The sequence below is a fragment of the Chromobacterium sp. genome, from assembly GCF_041912965.1.
Taxonomy (GTDB): domain Bacteria; phylum Pseudomonadota; class Gammaproteobacteria; order Burkholderiales; family Chromobacteriaceae; genus Chromobacterium; species Chromobacterium aquaticum.
Map to the genome: position 1 here is coordinate 39,368 of NZ_JAYSGF010000016.1, position 15,961 is coordinate 55,328.

Here is a 15,961-nt window from a genome sequence, read left to right on the forward strand (position 1 = left end):
TGTTCCCTAGACTATCGCGGCCTGCTCGCGCAGCAAGGCCGCCAGCCGCGCGATGCCGGTCTCGATGCGCTCCGGCGAGGCATGGCTGAAATTCAGGCGCAGATAGCCCAAGTTCCGCTCCGGATCCGGGAAAAACGCCTCGCCCGGCATGAAGGCGACGTTTTGCTGCAAGGCCAGCGGCAACACTTGGCGGGTATCCCGCGGCTGCTTCAATTTGAGCCAGAAGAACAGCCCGCCCTGTGGCAATTGCCAATCGGCCAGATCGCTGAAATGGCGCTGCAACGATGCTTGCATCGCGTCGCGGCCGGCGCGGTATACCTCGCGCAGGCCCAGCAGGCGTTGCTCATGGCCGGGGTCGCGCAGCTGGCGGGCAATGAACCACTGCGCCGGCCGGTTGCTGTGCAAGTCGGTGGCCTGCTTCAGCCGCATCAGATAAGGGAACAAATCCGGGGAGGCGATCAGGAAGCCGATGCGCAGTCCCGGCGCCAGCGTCTTGGAAAAGGAGCCGGAGTAAATCCACGGCGCGGTTTTCAAATGACTGACCAGCGGTGCCGGCGCGTCGCCGTCATAGCTCAGCGCGCGGTAAGGATCATCCTCGATCAAGGGCACGCCGGCGGCGTCTATCGCCGCGGCCAGCGCCAGGCGGTCTTCGGCGCTGTAACAGCTGCCCGCCGGGTTCTGGAAGCTGGGAATCAGATAACAGCAGCGTGGCCGCGCCTGCTCCAGCGCGGCGGCCAAGGCCTGCGGCGGCAGCCGTCCATCCTGCTGCGCCACCGCATGGATGCGGGCGCCGAACAATTTGAAGGCTTGCAAGGCCGCCAGATAGGTCGGCCCCTCGGTCAGCACCGGGGTGCCGGGATCAACGAACAGCTTGGCGCACAAATCTATGCTTTGCTGTGAGCCGGACAGCACCAATACCTGCTCCGCCTCGCAAGCTATGCCCATCCGTCGCGCCTGCTCAGCGATCAGTTCTCGCAACTCCGGTTCGCCCTCGCTGGCGCCGTACTGCGCCAAGCCCGCCGGCATGTCGGCGAAATCCAGTTGCGGCAGGCATTGACCGGCCGGCAGGCCGCCGGCGAACGAGATCATTTGCGGCTGTTGCGCCGCCGCCAGGATTTCCCGGATCAGCGATCCGCTGAGCCGTTCGATGCGCTCTGAAAACATGGTACTCTGCATAAGCTTGTCCGCAGCTTTCTTACTAATGTCAATAATATTGACTCAATCTACCGATCACAACGGGCTCCGTCAACATGGCTGACCTATCTGCACCCGATGACATGCGCGCCGCGATGGAAGCCTTCTTCCATGCCTACAAGGCTTTCACCGACAAACCGGATGAAATGCTGGCCAAGCGCGGCCTGGCGCGCGTGCACCACCGCATCCTGTTCTTCGTCGCGCGCTACCCCGGCCTGTCGGTCAAGGACTTGCTCGGCGCGCTGGGCGTGACCAAGCAGGCCATCAATATGCCCTTGCGTCAGTTGCTGGAAATGGATTTGGTGCAAAGCGTCGCCGCGCATCACGACAAACGGGTCAAGCAGTTGTCGCTGACCACGGAGGGACGCAGGCTGGAAGAGACCCTGCACCGCGAGCAGTTGAAATTGCTGCAGACAGCCTTCGATCTGACCGGCAAGCCGGCCACCGCCGGCTGGATGGCGGTGAATCACAGCCTGGCGGCGCATACCCGCCTCGGTGCACAGGAGCCCCAGGACAAGGCTTGACCCTGTAGCCGCTTCATGGTTTGCAATGCGCTGGCGAGTCATCGCATCCACTCAGCCACCGCGCCAAGGAGCACGCCATGAACTGTCCCACTTGCCAAGTCACCCTGCTGATGGGCGAGCGTTTGTCCGTCGCCATCGATTACTGCCCGCAGTGCCGCGGCGTCTGGCTAGCGCCCGGCCAGCTGGAGCGGCTGCTGCAAACCCAGGCGCCAACCCTGCCCGCAGCGCCCCAAGCCGCCGCCGGCTGCACGCCGGCCGCGCCCGCGCATGGCCATGGCGAGTCGCATCGCTCCGGCGGCCGCCATGGCGGCAAGCACGGCGGCTGGCTGCGCAAGCTGCTGGACTGAACCCGGCCGGGCAAAAAAATGGCCCGGACATCGGTCCGGGCCTGTTTTTTGGCCATAGAGCCGCGCGGCTTCAGTCTATGCGCTCGTAGCGCACTTCCAGCACTTCGATGTCCTCATCGCCCTCCGGACCGCGGAACAACACGGAATCGCCCTCGCGCGCCTTCAGCAGGGTCCGCGCGATTGGCGAAATCCAGCTGATGTGACCGCGCGCCAGATCGATTTCGTCGACGCCGACGATGCGCAGCAATTGCTCGCTGCCGTCGCCGCGCTCGATCAGCACGGTGGCGGAAAAAAACACCTGGTCGGTCGCTTCCCGGGTTTCCGGGTCCACCACTTCCGCGATTTCCAGACGCTTGGTCAAAAAACGGATGCGGCGGTCGATTTCGCGCAGGCGGCGCGTGCCGTAGAGGTAGTCGCCGTTTTCCGAACGGTCGCCATTGCTGGCCGCCCAGTTCACGATCTGCACCACTTCGGGCCGTTCGCGGTTGACCAGGTGGTAGAGCTCGTCCTTCAAGCGCTGCCAGCCGCCGGGCGTGATGTAATTCTTGCTGGACGCGGGCAAACGCCGCTCGGCCGGGAGATCCTCTTCCGCCTCGTCGTTTTCCTTGGTAAACGCTTTGCTCATATCACCCATCCATCAATGAAAACGCCGGCCTCAACGGCCGGCGGCATGTTCCAACAACGCCAGGCAATGCGGCAGCAGGCCTTTGGGCTTGAGCTTGATCCGCTGCAATTGCTCGCGGTCCAGCCATTCCAGTCGGTATTGATTGTCCGGCCCCATCTTGGCCAATTCCGGCCCGCCCAGGCGCAGCTCCCCGGCATAGCTGCGCGCCAGGAACACATGCTCGACCCGATCCTTGGCGTCCAGCACGCACAGGATGCCGCCCAGATGGACGTTGAGCCCGGTTTCCTCGCGCGTCTCGCGCACACAGGCAATCGCGGCGGTTTCCCGCCGCTTGATGCCGCCGCCGGGCAGCACATAGTAGTCCTTGCCCGGCTTGATGCGATGTATCAGCAGAATGCGACCACCCTCGACAATGGCGATGGCGGCGCGCTGACGCTTGCCCGCCGCCGCCGGCAACGGCGGCGTCTCGGGCGCCGCGCCGCGCAGGCGGGACATCATGCGTACGGCCAGGCTCCACAGCATGGCGCGCAGGCTCAGCGATGCGCCTTGGCCGAAGCCTTCTTGACCGGCGCCGCCTTCTTGCCGCCGGTGACGGTCAGATTGGACCACTTCATCACCGCCGCCACTTCCGCGGAGTTGAGTTCGTAGAACTGGCCGCGCTTCAGCCGCGGCGGCAGGCCGATATTGCCGAAACGCACGCGGATCAGGCGGCTGACGGTCAGGCCGAAGTGCTCGAACATGCGACGCACTTCACGGTTGCGGCCTTCCTTGATCACCACGTTGAACCACTGGTTGGCCGCCTCTTCCGGGCCGCCTTTCTGGAAAATGCGATCGAAACGCGCTTCGCCGTCTTCCAGCTCCACGCCGGCCACCATCTGCTTCATGATTTCCGGAGTCAACTCGCCCAGCACCCGCACCGAGTACTCGCGCTCCACTTCGAAGCTGGGGTGCATCATGCGGTTGGCCAGTTCGCCGCTGGTGGTGATCAGCAGCAGGCCAGAAGTGTTGACGTCCAGGCGGCCGATGGCCACCCAGCGGCTGGATTTGGCCTGCGGCAGGCGGTCGAATACGGTAACGCGGCCTTCCGGATCGTCGCGGCTGACGATTTCGCCCTCTTCCTTGTGATACATGATCACGCGCGGCAGGCGGTCCGGCCATTTCAGCTTGATCTGGTCGCCCTTGACCATCACGCGGTCGCGCGGGCCGACGCGGTCGCCCAGGCTGGCTTTCTTGCCGTTGACCGTGACCTGGCCGGCCTCGATCCATTCTTCCATTTCGCGGCGCGAACCGACGCCGGACGCCGCCAGCGCTTTCTGCAGCCGCACCGGCTCGATATCGTCCAGGTCGACGCGGACTTCGCGCAGGCGTTTGGCCTTGTCCTTGATGTCCTGGTTCGGGCTGCGCAGACGCAGCTTCTTGGCCTTCTGCACCAATTGCGGCTTGCCGCCGTCGGGCTTGCCCTGACGCGGCTGCCCGCCGTTCTTGCCGGCGGCCGGCTGGCCAGCCGGCGTCGCGGCGTTCTTGTTGCCGAAGCGGCGCTCATGATCCAAGGCCACATTGCCGTTGACGTCGCCATTGCTGTCGCGCTGGTAGACCGGCTTGTTGCGGCCTTGCGCCTGCTGCATCTGTTGCTGTTCCTGCTCGCGGCGGCTCAGTTTGAACAGCGGCGTGCCTTCGTGCATCAGCGGATTGCCGTAGGCGTCGCGCGAGGCGCGACCATTCTGCGGCGCGCGGCCCTTGCCGCCGTTGGCGCGAGCTTGACCCTGGCGGGCGCTGGCCTCGGCCGGCTGGCCGTTGCGGTTCTTGATCATGCCGCCCTGGGTCTTGCCGCGCGGCTGAACGCCGCCGGTGCCCGGCTGGCGTGCTTGGGAAGTTTCGCGACCTTTGACACGCGCCACCGGCTGGCGGGCGTGATTGCGTTGTCCTTTAGACATATGTGCTTTGCTCTTTCCGTGCGAGCAACCGGCAGAATGTGGAGTTATTCTGCGATGGGCTCGAAATTATCCGCCTCATCGTCGAGGGGGATGTCGTCTGTGGCCGCTGCCGGGCCTTGTTCCCGAGGCTCCGCCTCGGGCACCACCAGACTTCCCAGTTCCGCCAGCGGCGGCAGATCCTTGAGCGAGACAAAGCTCAAGTCGTCCAGGAATTTTCGGGTCGTGGCATACAAGCCCGGCCTGCCGGGTACGTCCTTGTGGCCGATGACTTCGATCCAGCCGCGTTCCAGCAGAGTCTGCATCACGCCGGTGGACACCGATACGCCGCGTATCGCTTCGATATCGCCACGGGTCACAGGTTGTTTGTAGGCGATGATCGCCAAGGTTTCCATTACCGCGCGCGAGTAGCGCGGCGGCTTTTCCGGGTTCAGGCGGTTCAGGTATGGCGTGAACTCGGCCCGGGCGCGAAAGCGCCATCCCGATGCCAGCTTGACCAGTTCGACGCCCCGCCCTCTCCAGTCGCCCTGGATGTCGTCGAGGATGTCATTGATCAATGCGGCTTTCACCTCTTCGGTGAACAGCTTTTTGAGCATTGCAACCGACAGAGGTTCCTGCGCGGTCAGCAGGGCCGTCTCCAGCACGATCTTCAGATATTTTAGGTCGGTGATGGTGGACATTGAGCCGTGAAGCCGTAACACGTATGCGCAGTAAACCGGTTATTGTACATGAACTTGCCGACCGGGGCTAAATTAATCCTGCGGCCATATCGTCCCATGCCGCCAGCGCGGTCAGGCTGTAGCGGCGCAGCGTGCGGTCGCCCAGTTCCATCGTCGCCAGCAGTTGGCCGCCGCAGGCTTCCACCGTGCGCACCGCCGCCGGCCGGTCCGCCGGGCAGACCAGCACCCAGTTGCCGTGCGCCGGCTTCTCGCCCAGAGTCTGCACGTATTGCAGCAGCACGCGGCCATAGCCATGGCCGCGCCAGGCTGGCAGCACTTCAAAAGCGATGTGGCCGATGCGCTCCACGATCAACGCGCTGTCCCCCAGCCGCTGGCGCACCGCGCCTATGATTTCGGATTGGCCATTGATCAGGAACCAGGTGCGGCACGGCACCCAGCCTTCTGGCAGGTCCTGCCCGGCGGCATGCCGCAGCAATTGCGCCAGCCAGGCGTCTGGATCGTCGCCGGCGCGGCGATAATATTCCAGCCCCTCTTCGTGACAGGCCAGGAAAAAGGAACGGTAGGCGGATTGATGTTTCGGATCGGCCGCTTCAATGTGCATGGCATGCTCTCGCGATGAATACCTCTATCCTAATCGCTGGCGAGCCAACATCAAGTGCAAATCGCAGCCGATGGCGATCAGACCAGTGCGATGCGCACATAAATAGGCTGGTACGGGGCCTCTTGGCTGACCTTGACCAGGCCTTCCTTCACCAGTTCCAGCACCGCGATGAAGTTGACCACCAGGTGGGCGACGCCCTTGTCCACGTCGAACAGTTCTTCGAAGGGCACGTATTCGCGGCCGTCCAGATAACGCAGAATCCAGCTCATCTGCTCGCGCACCGACAATTCGTCCTTTTCCACCTTGTGATGACGGTGGTGGCGCGCGCGCGACAAAATCGCCATCCAGGCCTGGCGCAGGTCGGCGGGGAAAACCTCGGGCAGTCGCTGTTCCGCTGACTGCTCGATCAGCACCGCCAGCCAGGCGAAATCGCGGTCGGCCTGCGGCAGCTTGTCCAGTTCCAGCCCCGCCAGCTTCATCTGCTCGTATTCCAGCAGACGGCGCACCAGTTCGGCGCGCGGATCGTCCGGCTCGCCCTCTTCGTCCAGTTGCGGACGCGGCAGCAGCAGCCGCGACTTGATCTCGATCAGCAGCGCCGCCATCAGCAGGTATTCGGCGGCCAGTTCCAAACGCCCGTCGCTCATCGCGTCGATATAGGCCATGTACTGGACGGTGATCTCCGCCATCGGGATGTTCAGCACGTCCAGGTTCTGCTTGCGGATCAAGTAGAGCAGCAAATCCAGCGGCCCTTCGAAACTGTCCAGGATCACCTGCAGCGCATCCGGCGGGATGAACAGATCTTGCGGCACTTCCAGCACCGGCTGACCGAACACGTGCGCGATCGGCACGCTGGGCGGCAATTCCGGCGCGGTCAACTGAAAATCGTCGGTCGCAGGCTGGGTGTCGGGAGATGGGGCGGTGCTCATGGCGGCAAGGATACCAGCTAGCGGCCCGACGGGTGACGGAACTTGCCCGCGCGCGCCGGGCGTGGATTCAGGCCGGCGCCTCCGCCGGCAGCGCTTCGTCGATCTTGATCTCGACAAACTGGTAATGCGCGGTTTGCTGCAGCAGGCGCACCGCGCGCACCCGGCTCTCGCCATCCGCGCCGCGCAACAGAAAGGGACGCATCGCCTGATATAAACGCCCCGGCAGCACCAGAATGCCGGAAAGACGAAAATGCCGCTCCGCCTGCATGCGCAGCGCCGGCTCGAAACCGCCGCTAGCATGGCTGGTGACCGCCGCCACTTCCACCGCTTGCGGACGCTTGCCGATGAATTCGATCCCGCACTCGGTCTGCATGTCCTCGCCGCCGAAACTGACCCAGCGCACCAGGCCCAGCTGCCAGCCGAAACCGCGGCGGCGCAGCATCACCACCTCGCCGGCGCGCAGCGGCTGCTGCAAGGACTCGCCCTGCAACAGCAGGCCGGAAGCGCTGAGATTGCTGATCTGCAAGTGGCAAGGCTCCAATTCGCCGTCGGCCGGCGCGCCGGCGGCCAGCCGCCAGCAGCGCGGCAACAGGCTGACCAATTCTACGGTTTCAACACTGAGCCGGCGCAGCCGGACATGGCGCCGCCGGCGCGGCGCGCTCCATTCTTGGCGCAAACGCGCCAGCAGCCAGGCTTCGTGACTGTCGTCCAGGCCCTGACGCTGGCGCTGGCGGCCCAGTTCATCCATGCGCTGCAGCAGGCGGCCGGCGTCCAGCCGCCACCACACACCGTCGCCGTCCAGGTCCAGTTCGGCGCAGAAGCGCGCCGGACGATCGACATCGGCGCGAAACGCCAGCGCGCCCTCGTCTCCCAGCGGTTGATCCAGTTGTTCCACGCGCAGCAGGCCGGCATGCTGTTCCAGCCATTGCAGCAGCAGCGCGATCTTGGCCGGCTCCAGCCGATTGCTGGCGGTCAGGCCCAGCAGCATCAGGCGGCGATAGCTGAGCCCCGGCGCTGCCGTGCCGCTGCCGGCTTGCCGCCCTTCCCAACCCTGGGATAGCGCATGAGCGTACAGGTGGTGGCAGTCGCGCCAGAAGCCCTTGTACAGCGGCGCATAGCTGCGCGCGTGCAACGCCAGCAAGTCGTAGCCGCTGGCCAGCGCCAGTTGCAAGGCCTCCTGCCGTGGGCGCGAACTAGCAAAACGGCTGGCTTCCTGAGCACTGAACGCCTGCGCCAGCAGCTTGCACTGTTCATGCCATTGCCGCAGCAATTGGCGAGCAGAATGCAGACCGGCGCGCGCTTCCGGCGTGCAGGACAGCTCCTGGCGCGCCGCGCCGCTCTCCAGCCGCGCCGCCAGCGCCGTCACCGGGGCTTGCAGCGTTTGCAGCAGCGCCAGGCGCTCGGCCGGCGCCAAGGCCGTCCGCTGCCATTGAGCCAGCCATTGACCGACCTGGTTCGCGGCCAGTTGCGCCGGCAGCGTCGCCAGGCTGGCTAGCTGGGCGCGCGCCGCTTTCAAGTCCAGGGCTTGCCAGGGCGGCTCCGGCAATGCGTGAATCAGCGACAGTTCGATCATGACCGAGTCATAGCGAGTGAGACGCCGCCGATGATACCCCCAGCCATGGTTTTTAGCGCGGCATTATTGCCAGCCGCAAAAAAATGCCCCGCCGAGGCAGGGCATTGCTGTGGGAGACTGTGTTCGGCTTAAGCCGACAGCTCCAGCATCAGCTTGTTGATGCGCTTGACGAAGGCCGCCGGGTCTTCCAGCTTGCCGCCTTCGGCCAGCAGCGCCTGGTCGTACAGCACCTGGGCCAGATCACCGGCGCGCGCCTCGTCGGCCTCCTCGGCCAGTCGTTTCACCAGCACATGCTCAGGGTTGATCTCCAGCGTGGGCTTGCTGGCCTCCACTTGCTGGCCCGCCGCCTTCAGCATGCGCTCCAGGTGGGCGCTCATATCGTGCTCGCCAGCCACCAAGCAGGCCGGGCTCTCGGTCAGGCGAGCGGTGGCGCGCACTTCCTTGACACGGTCGGCCAAGGCTTTCTGCACTTTTTCCACCACCGGCTTGGCGCTTTCCTCCACCTGCTTTTGCGCTTCCTTGTCGGCCTCGTCTTCCAACGCGCCCAGGTCCAACGCGCCCTTGGCCACGGACTGCAACGCCTTGCCGTCGAATTCGAACAACGAACCCACCACCCACTCGTCGACGCGGTCGGTCAGCAGCAGCACCTCGACGCCCTTCTTCTTGAACACTTCCAGGTGCGGGCTGTTCTTGGCCGCGGCCAGGGTGTCCGCGGTGATGTAGTAGATCTTGTCCTGACCTTCCTTCATCCGGCCGATGTAGTCGCCCAACGTCACCGTCGGTTCGACGCCTTCGGAAGTGGTGGAAACGAAGCGCAGCAGCTTGGCGATACGTTCCTTGTTGGCCATGTCCTCGCCGACACCTTCTTTCAACACTTGGCCGAACTCTTGCCAGAACTCGGCGTATTTTTCCGGCTGATTGGCGGACAGGTCTTCCAGCAGCCCCAGCACCTTCTTCACGCAGCCATTGCGGATGGCATCGATGTCCTTGCTTTCCTGCAGGATCTCGCGCGATACGTTCAGCGGCAGGTCGTTGCTGTCAATCACCCCGCGCACGAAACGCAGGTAGTGCGGCATCAGCTTCTCGGTGTCTTCCATGATGAAGACGCGGCGCACATAGAGCTTGACGCCCTGCTTGCGCTCGCGGTCGAACAGATCGAAGGGCGCGCGCGACGGGATGTAGAGCAGCTCGGTGTATTCCTGGCGTCCCTCGACGCGAGCGTGGCTCCAGGCCAGCGGGTCGGTGAAATCGTGGGCGACGTGTTTGTAGAACTCCTTGTACTGCTCTTCGCTGATCTCGCTCTTGCCGCGGGTCCACAGCGCGGAGGCGGAGTTCACCGCTTCCATTTCGTCGCTGACGATGACTTCGCCGTTTTCGCCGTAGCTATTGCCCTTTTTCATCTCGATCGGGATGGAGATGTGGTCGGAGTACTTGCGGACGATGCCTTTCAGCTTCCAGTCGTTCAGCAGCTCGTCCTCGCCCTCTTTCAGGTGCAGCACGATCTCGGTGCCGCGGCCGGCTTTTTCCACTTGCTCCAGCGTGTATTCGCCGGCGCCATGGGATTCCCAGCGGGTGGCGGCGGCATCGCCGGCGCGGCGGGTGGTCAGCGTGACCTTGTCCGCCACGATGAAGGCTGAGTAGAAGCCGACGCCGAACTGGCCGATCAGATTGGCGTCTTTCTTGGCGTCGCCGGACAGTTGCTCGAAAAAGGCCTTGGTGCCGGACTTGGCGATGGTACCGATATTGGCGATGACTTCGTCGCGGCTCATGCCGATGCCGTTGTCGGCGATGGTCAGCGTGCGCGCCTCGGCGTCGTAGCCGATGGTGATCTTCAGCTCCGGCTCGTTCTCGAACAGCTCCGGCTTGGCCAGGCCTTCGAAACGCAGCTTGTCGGCGGCATCGGAGGCGTTGGAAATCAATTCACGCAGGAAAATTTCCTTGTTGGAGTACAAGGAGTGGATCATCAGCTGCAGCAGCTGCTTGACTTCGGTCTGAAAACCCAGGGTTTCTTTCAATGCGCTCATGGTGACTTGGTCGAAAGTTGGTCAACGATGCGCATCAGATAAGGGCTGTCCCGGGGTTTTCAATACCCCTGCCCGCAACCCAGGATCGTCGCCGCGCGGACATGAAAAAGCCCCGCGACGAAATCGCGGGGCGGTTTGGCTCAGGACTTGATGGACTCAGGCGCGCTTGTCTTCGCGCAAGGCCGGCGGTAGCGCGAACACGGTGCTCTCCTCCACGCCAGCCAGTTCGCTGACGCTGTCGGCGCCAAACGCCTTGATCTGGTCTATCACCGCCTGCACCAGCACTTCCGGCGCGCTGGCGCCGGCGGTGACGCCAACGCGCTGCTTGCCGGCGAACCACGCCTCCTCCAGCTGACCGGCGTTGTCCACCATATAGGCGTCCACGCCCTTGAGCGCGGCCACTTCGCGCAGGCGATTGGAGTTGGAGCTATTAGGCGAGCCCACCACCACCACGATGTCGCACTCGTCGGCCAACACCTTCACCGCGTCCTGGCGGTTTTGCGTGGCGTAGCAGATATCGTCCTTCTTCGGGCTGGAGATCTCGGGAAAGCGCGCCTTCAGTTCGGCGATGATGTCGCGGGTCTCGTCCACCGACAGCGTGGTCTGGCTGACATAGGACAGCGCCGCCGGATTGCGCACCCGCAGCTTGGCGACATCGGCCACGTTTTCCACCAGATACATATTGCCATCCACCTGGCCCATGGTGCCTTCCACCTCGGGATGGCCGGCATGGCCTATCATGATGATTTCCATGCCCGCCTTGTGCATGCGCTTGACTTCGACATGCACCTTGGTCACCAAGGGACAGGTGGCATCGAATACCTGCAGGCCCAAAGCGGCGGCCTCCTCGCGCACCGACAGCGGCACGCCATGGGCGGAATACACCAGGGTGCTGCCGCTGGGTACGTCCTTCAGTTCTTCGATGAACACCGCGCCCTTGGCGCGCAGGTTCTCGACGACGAAGCGGTTATGCACCACTTCGTGGCGCACGTAGATCGGCGCGCCGTAGAGTTCGATCGCCCGCTCGACGATGGCGATGGCCCGGTCCACTCCGGCGCAGAAGCCGCGCGGATTGGCCAGCATGATGGTCTTCGTCATCACAAATCCTTGCTCAAGCCGCGGCGCTCAGGCGCGCGGCTTTCTGAAACTGTCCAGCACCATCAAGGCGGCTCCGACGCAGATGAAGGAGTCCGCCAGATTGAAAGCCGGGTACGACCAGCTGCTGTAGTAGTGCACCTGGATGAAATCGATCACATGGCCGTGGACGATGCGGTCTATCACATTGCCGAGCGCGCCGCCCATGATGAAGGCCGCGGCCAGGCTCATCAGCCCGCTGAAGCGGTTCTTGAAGATGTTCCAGCCCAGCCAGCCGGACACGGCGAACGCCAGGCCGGAAAACAGATACTTCTGCCAGCCGCCAGCGTCGTGCAGGAAGCTGAACGCCGCGCCCGGATTGTACAACAAGGTAAATCCGAAAAAGCCGGGAATGACTTCCCGGACTTCGCCGTACTGGTAATTGCCGTTGAAATAGATCTTGGACAATTGATCCAGCAGCACGATCACCGCGGCCAGCGCAAACCACTTCGGCCATTGCCTAGCCTTGGGCATAGTCATTGCAGAATCCATCAGACCTTCCATTGCGCTTAAGCGAAGCGCCGCGCACTCTAGATATCAAAGCGCCGGAAGCGCGGAGCTTGCGCTCCACTGCCTCCGGCCCAGCCTCGTCAAGCGATGGCTAACGGCCCGCCAAACTTAGGCGAACTTGCGGAACTCGCCCTTGCCGTCGATGTTATCCACGCAACGACCGCACACCGCGCCATGGCCGGCATGACTGCCGATGTCGGCGCGGTAGTGCCAGCAGCGCTCGCACTTCTGCTGCGTGGACGACACCACGCTGACGCGAGTGTGTTCACCTTGCTTGACGCTGGCTTTAGAGACAATCAGCACGAACTTGAGTTCATCGCCCAGGCTGTGCAGCCACGGCAGCAAGACGTCGTCGGCTTCAATCTCGATTTCCGCCTGCAACGAGGAGCCCAGTTGCTCGGCGCTGCGCAGTTCTTCGATCTGCTTGTTCACTTGAGCGCGCAGTTCGCGGATGGCCTGCCACTTGGCGGCCAAGGCCGCTTCGCGTTCGGCGGCCTGGGCCGGGAATTCGTGCCAGATGTGATAGAGGGTCGATTCTTCCTCGCTGTCCACCAACACATTCCACGCCTCGTCGGCGGTGAAGCACAGGATGGGCGCCACCATCAGCAGCAGGCTGCGGGTGATATGGTACAGCGCGGTCTGCGCGCTGCGGCGCGCGTGGCTGTCGGCCTTGGTGGTGTACAGCCGGTCCTTGATCACGTCCAGGTAGAAAGCGCCCAGGTCCTCGGAGCAATAGCCCACCACTTCCTGCACCACGTGATGGAAGGCATAACGCGAGTACAACTCGCCCACCACCTTTTCCTGCACTTCGCGCGCGCGCAGCAGCGCGTACTGGTCCAGTTCCACCATATTGGCCAAGGGCACGGTGTGTTCCAGCGGATCGAAGTCCGACAGATTGGACAGCAGGAAGCGGATGGTATTACGCAAGCGGCGATAGCTTTCCGTCGTGCGCTTCAGGATTTCCTGCGACAGCGACATATCGCCGGAGTAGTCGGCGCTGGCCACCCACAGGCGCAGGATGTCGGCGCCCAGGGTGCCGCAGATCTCTTCCGGCGCAATGCCGTTGCCGCGCGACTTGGACATCTTGTAGCCCTTGTCGTCCACGGTGAAACCGTGGGTCAGCAACTGCTTGTACGGCGCGCGGCCTATGGTGGCGCAACCGGTTTTCAGCGAGGACTGGAACCAGCCGCGGTGCTGGTCCGAGCCCTCCAGGTACAGGTCCGCCGGCCAGGCCAGTTCGGCGCGCTGCTTGAGCACGGCGAAATGGGTGGAGCCGGAGTCGAACCACACATCCAGAGTATCGGACAGCTTGCGGTAGTGCTCGGCCTCCTCGCCCAACAACTCCTTGGCATCCAGGCTGAACCAGGCTTCGATGCCCTGCTGCTCGATGCGCAGCGCCACTTCTTCCAGCAATTGCGCCGAGCGCGGATGCAATTCCCCGCTGTCCTTGTGGATGAAGAAGGTCATCGGCACGCCCCAATTACGCTGGCGCGACACGCACCAGTCCGGGCTGTTCTTGATCATCGCGTCCAGACGCGCGCGACCCCAAGCCGGGAAGAACTCGGTGGCATCCACCGCGCGTTGGCTGATGGAGCGCAGGGTCTCGCCGCCGTGGCCGGCCTTGTCCATGCCGATAAACCACTGCGGCGTAGCGCGGAAGATGATTGGGGTCTTGTGGCGCCAGCAATGCGGGTAGCTGTGCTCCAGCTTGGCCTTGTGCACCAACGCGCCGTGCTCTTCCAGCGTTTCGATGATGCGCGGATTGGCGTCCCATACCAGCAAGCCGGCGAACAGCTCGGTGCCGGACTTGTAGCAGCCGTTGTCGGCCACCGGGTTGGCCACCGGCAACTTGTAATGCAGGCCGGCCTGGAAGTCTTCCAGGCCATGCGCCGGCGCGGTGTGCACCAGACCAGTACCCGCGTCGGTGGTGACGTGATCGCCCAGGATCACCGGCACCTGACGCGCGTAGAACGGGTGTTGCAGCTGCAACAACTCCAGCGCCCGGCCCTTGGCCTCGCCCAATACTTGGCAAGATTCAACGCCATAGCGTTTCATCGCTGCCTCGGCCAGGTCCTTGGCCAGGACCAGCTTGCCCTTGGGGGTATCCAGCAATTGATAAACCAGTTCCGCGCCGACGGCGACGGCCTGGTTGGCCGGCAGGGTCCACGGCGTGGTGGTCCAGATCACCGCCATCGCGCCGGAGGCGTCCGCGCCGAAGATTTCACCCGCCTTGGCCGTGTCCACCAGCTTGAAACCGACGTCGATCGCCGGCGATACCTTGTCTTCGTATTCGACTTCGGCCTCGGCCAGCGAGGAGCCGCACTCGATGCACCAGTGCACCGGCTTCTCGCCCTTGCTCAGATAGCCATTCTCGAAGATCTTGCCGAGGGTGCGCACGATGTCGGCCTCGGTCTTGAAATCCATGGTCAGATAGGGATTGTCCCAATCGCCCAACACGCCCAGGCGGATGAAGCCCTTCTTCTGACGCGCCACTTGCTCTTTCGCGTATTCGCGGCACAGTTCGCGGAATTTGGCGGCGGGAATGTCCTTGCCGTGCAGCTTCTCCACCATCAGCTCGATGGGCAGGCCATGACAGTCCCAGCCCGGCACATAAGGCGCGTCGAAACCCGCCAGCGTCTTGGAGCGGACGATGATGTCCTTCAGCACCTTGTTGACCGCGTGGCCCAGGTGGATATCGTTGTTGGCGTACGGCGGGCCATCGTGCAGGATGAATTTGGGTCGGCCGGCGGAGAGCTTGCGCAGCTTTTCATAGCGCTTCTCCTCTTGCCAGCGCTTGACCCAGGCCGGTTCGCGTTTGGCCAGATCCCCGCGCATGGCGAAGGGGGTATCCAGCAGGTTTACGGTTTTACGATAATCGATGCTCATGCCTGCTCTCGCTGCAAACTTGTCAAATAGGTCTTGGCGCTGGCCGCGTCTTTTTCGATCTGAGCGATCAGCGCCGATAAATCATCATACCGCGCCTCATCGCGCAGTTTCTTCAAGAATCGCACCGTCAGCCGCTGGCCGTAGAGATCGCCAGCGAAATCGAACAGGTGCACTTCCAGCTTGTAGTCCGGCGTGTCGCTGACCGTCGGGTTCAGCCCCAGGCTGGCCACGCCCCCCAGCACGCCATCGGCGGTTTCCGCCTGCACCACGAACACGCCTTGCAGCGCCGGCCGCAGATGCGGCAAATGGATGTTGGCGGTGGGGAAGCCTATGGTACGCCCCAGTTTCTTGCCATGCACCACACGGCCGGAAATCTGGTACTCACGGCCCAGCAAGTGTTCCGCGCCCCCTAGGTCGCCGGCGGCCAGCCGTTCGCGCACCAGGGTGCTGGATGCCCGCTCGCCCATGGCCAGCACCGTGGGCATCGCCTCTGTAACGAAGTGGCTACAGGAGCTCAGCATTTCGAAATTGCCCTGACGCTTGGCGCCGAACTGGAAATCGTCGCCAATCAGCAAATACTTGGTCTGCAAACCCCGCACCAGCACTTTGTCGATGAAGTCCGGCGCCGACATGCCGGCGAAGCCGCGATTGAAGCGGTAGACAAACACATAGTCGACCAAGCCCAGCCGCTGCAGAAACGCCAACTTGTCGCGCAGCGTGGACAAGCGCCCAGGAGGATTGTCTCGCGTGAAGAATTCGCGTGGGTGCGGCTCGAAGGTCAACAGGGCCGTCGGCAAGCCGCGCGCATCGGCCTCCAGCCGCAGCCGTTGCAGCATTTTCTGATGGCCAAGATGCACGCCGTCAAAATTACCGATGGTCAAGGCGCAGGCTGACAGCCGGTAACGCTGCGGATCTCCAAAGAATACCTGCATGTGCTGGTCTTATTGCGTCCTGAAAACCTTCGATTGTATCTGCCCGCCATGGAAAGCGTCCAGACATGGAACAC

Annotated in this window: 15 protein-coding genes; 2 read left to right on the top strand and 13 right to left on the bottom strand. The window is 63.4% G+C overall.

Annotated elements, in window-relative coordinates:
* Positions 1–6 precede the first annotated feature (6 nt).
* Positions 7–1,176 (bottom strand): PLP-dependent aminotransferase family protein, encoded by a 1,170-nt coding sequence (locus ACE3QM_RS10785; RefSeq protein ID WP_374421760.1) that lies wholly within the window; start codon positions 1,174–1,176, stop codon positions 7–9.
* Between the two features lie 74 nt (positions 1,177–1,250).
* Between ACE3QM_RS10785 and ACE3QM_RS10790 the strand changes: the two genes are divergently transcribed.
* Positions 1,251–1,718, top strand: a complete 468-nt coding sequence (locus ACE3QM_RS10790; RefSeq protein ID WP_374421765.1) for a MarR family winged helix-turn-helix transcriptional regulator — start codon at positions 1,251–1,253, stop codon at positions 1,716–1,718.
* A 77-nt stretch (positions 1,719–1,795) separates the two neighbouring features.
* On the top strand, positions 1,796–2,065 hold the full coding sequence (locus tag ACE3QM_RS10795) for a zf-TFIIB domain-containing protein (protein WP_374421770.1): 270 nt from the start codon (positions 1,796–1,798) through the stop codon (positions 2,063–2,065).
* Positions 2,066–2,135: 70 nt separating this feature from the next.
* On the opposite strand, the gene greB is transcribed toward ACE3QM_RS10795, so the two are convergent.
* The 12 genes from greB to ACE3QM_RS10855 all read right to left on the bottom strand — a co-directional run bounded on the left by greB (position 2,136) and on the right by ACE3QM_RS10855 (position 15,887).
* Positions 2,136–2,690 carry a transcription elongation factor GreB gene (gene greB / locus ACE3QM_RS10800; RefSeq protein WP_374421773.1) on the bottom strand — a complete coding sequence of 185 codons (555 nt, stop codon included), beginning with the start codon at positions 2,688–2,690 and terminating at the stop codon, positions 2,136–2,138.
* Between the two features lie 30 nt (positions 2,691–2,720).
* On the bottom strand, positions 2,721–3,299 hold the full coding sequence (locus ACE3QM_RS10805; protein WP_374421775.1) for an NUDIX domain-containing protein: 579 nt from the start codon (positions 3,297–3,299) through the stop codon (positions 2,721–2,723).
* Positions 3,224–4,624, bottom strand: coding sequence for a pseudouridine synthase (locus tag ACE3QM_RS10810; RefSeq protein WP_374421777.1), 1,401 nt, complete (start codon positions 4,622–4,624; stop codon positions 3,224–3,226). The genes ACE3QM_RS10805 and ACE3QM_RS10810 overlap by 76 nt, the downstream gene beginning before the upstream one ends.
* 44 nt (positions 4,625–4,668) lie before the next feature.
* On the bottom strand, positions 4,669–5,301 hold the full coding sequence (gene scpB, locus ACE3QM_RS10815; protein ID WP_048409068.1) for an SMC-Scp complex subunit ScpB: 633 nt from the start codon (positions 5,299–5,301) through the stop codon (positions 4,669–4,671).
* 67 nt (positions 5,302–5,368) lie between these two features.
* Complete coding sequence (locus ACE3QM_RS10820; RefSeq protein ID WP_374421780.1) at positions 5,369–5,902, bottom strand: GNAT family N-acetyltransferase; 534 nt, start codon at positions 5,900–5,902, stop codon at positions 5,369–5,371.
* A gap of 77 nt (positions 5,903–5,979) precedes the next feature.
* Positions 5,980–6,828 (bottom strand): ScpA family protein, encoded by an 849-nt coding sequence (locus tag ACE3QM_RS10825; RefSeq protein WP_048409070.1) that lies wholly within the window; start codon positions 6,826–6,828, stop codon positions 5,980–5,982.
* 67 nt (positions 6,829–6,895) lie between these two features.
* Positions 6,896–8,401 carry a hypothetical protein gene (locus ACE3QM_RS10830; RefSeq protein ID WP_374421782.1) on the bottom strand — a complete coding sequence of 502 codons (1,506 nt, stop codon included), beginning with the start codon at positions 8,399–8,401 and terminating at the stop codon, positions 6,896–6,898.
* A 128-nt stretch (positions 8,402–8,529) separates the two neighbouring features.
* The gene (gene htpG, locus ACE3QM_RS10835) at positions 8,530–10,425 is read right to left on the bottom strand and encodes a molecular chaperone HtpG (protein WP_374421784.1); all 1,896 of its coding nucleotides are present in this window, start codon (positions 10,423–10,425) and stop codon (positions 8,530–8,532) included.
* Between the two features lie 156 nt (positions 10,426–10,581).
* Positions 10,582–11,523: a 4-hydroxy-3-methylbut-2-enyl diphosphate reductase gene (ispH, locus tag ACE3QM_RS10840; protein ID WP_048409073.1), complete on the bottom strand. Its 942-nt coding sequence runs from the start codon at positions 11,521–11,523 to the stop codon at positions 10,582–10,584.
* Positions 11,524–11,550: 27 nt separating this feature from the next.
* On the bottom strand, positions 11,551–12,039 hold the full coding sequence (lspA, locus tag ACE3QM_RS10845) for a signal peptidase II (protein WP_048409074.1): 489 nt from the start codon (positions 12,037–12,039) through the stop codon (positions 11,551–11,553).
* 138 nt (positions 12,040–12,177) lie between these two features.
* Positions 12,178–14,955 carry an isoleucine--tRNA ligase gene (gene ileS / locus ACE3QM_RS10850; protein WP_374421789.1) on the bottom strand — a complete coding sequence of 926 codons (2,778 nt, stop codon included), beginning with the start codon at positions 14,953–14,955 and terminating at the stop codon, positions 12,178–12,180.
* Entirely contained in the window at positions 14,952–15,887 is a 936-nt protein-coding gene (locus ACE3QM_RS10855; protein ID WP_048409076.1) for a bifunctional riboflavin kinase/FAD synthetase, read from the bottom strand. Before ACE3QM_RS10855 ends, ileS begins: the two co-directional genes overlap by 4 nt.
* Between the last annotated feature and the right edge of the window lie 74 nt (positions 15,888–15,961).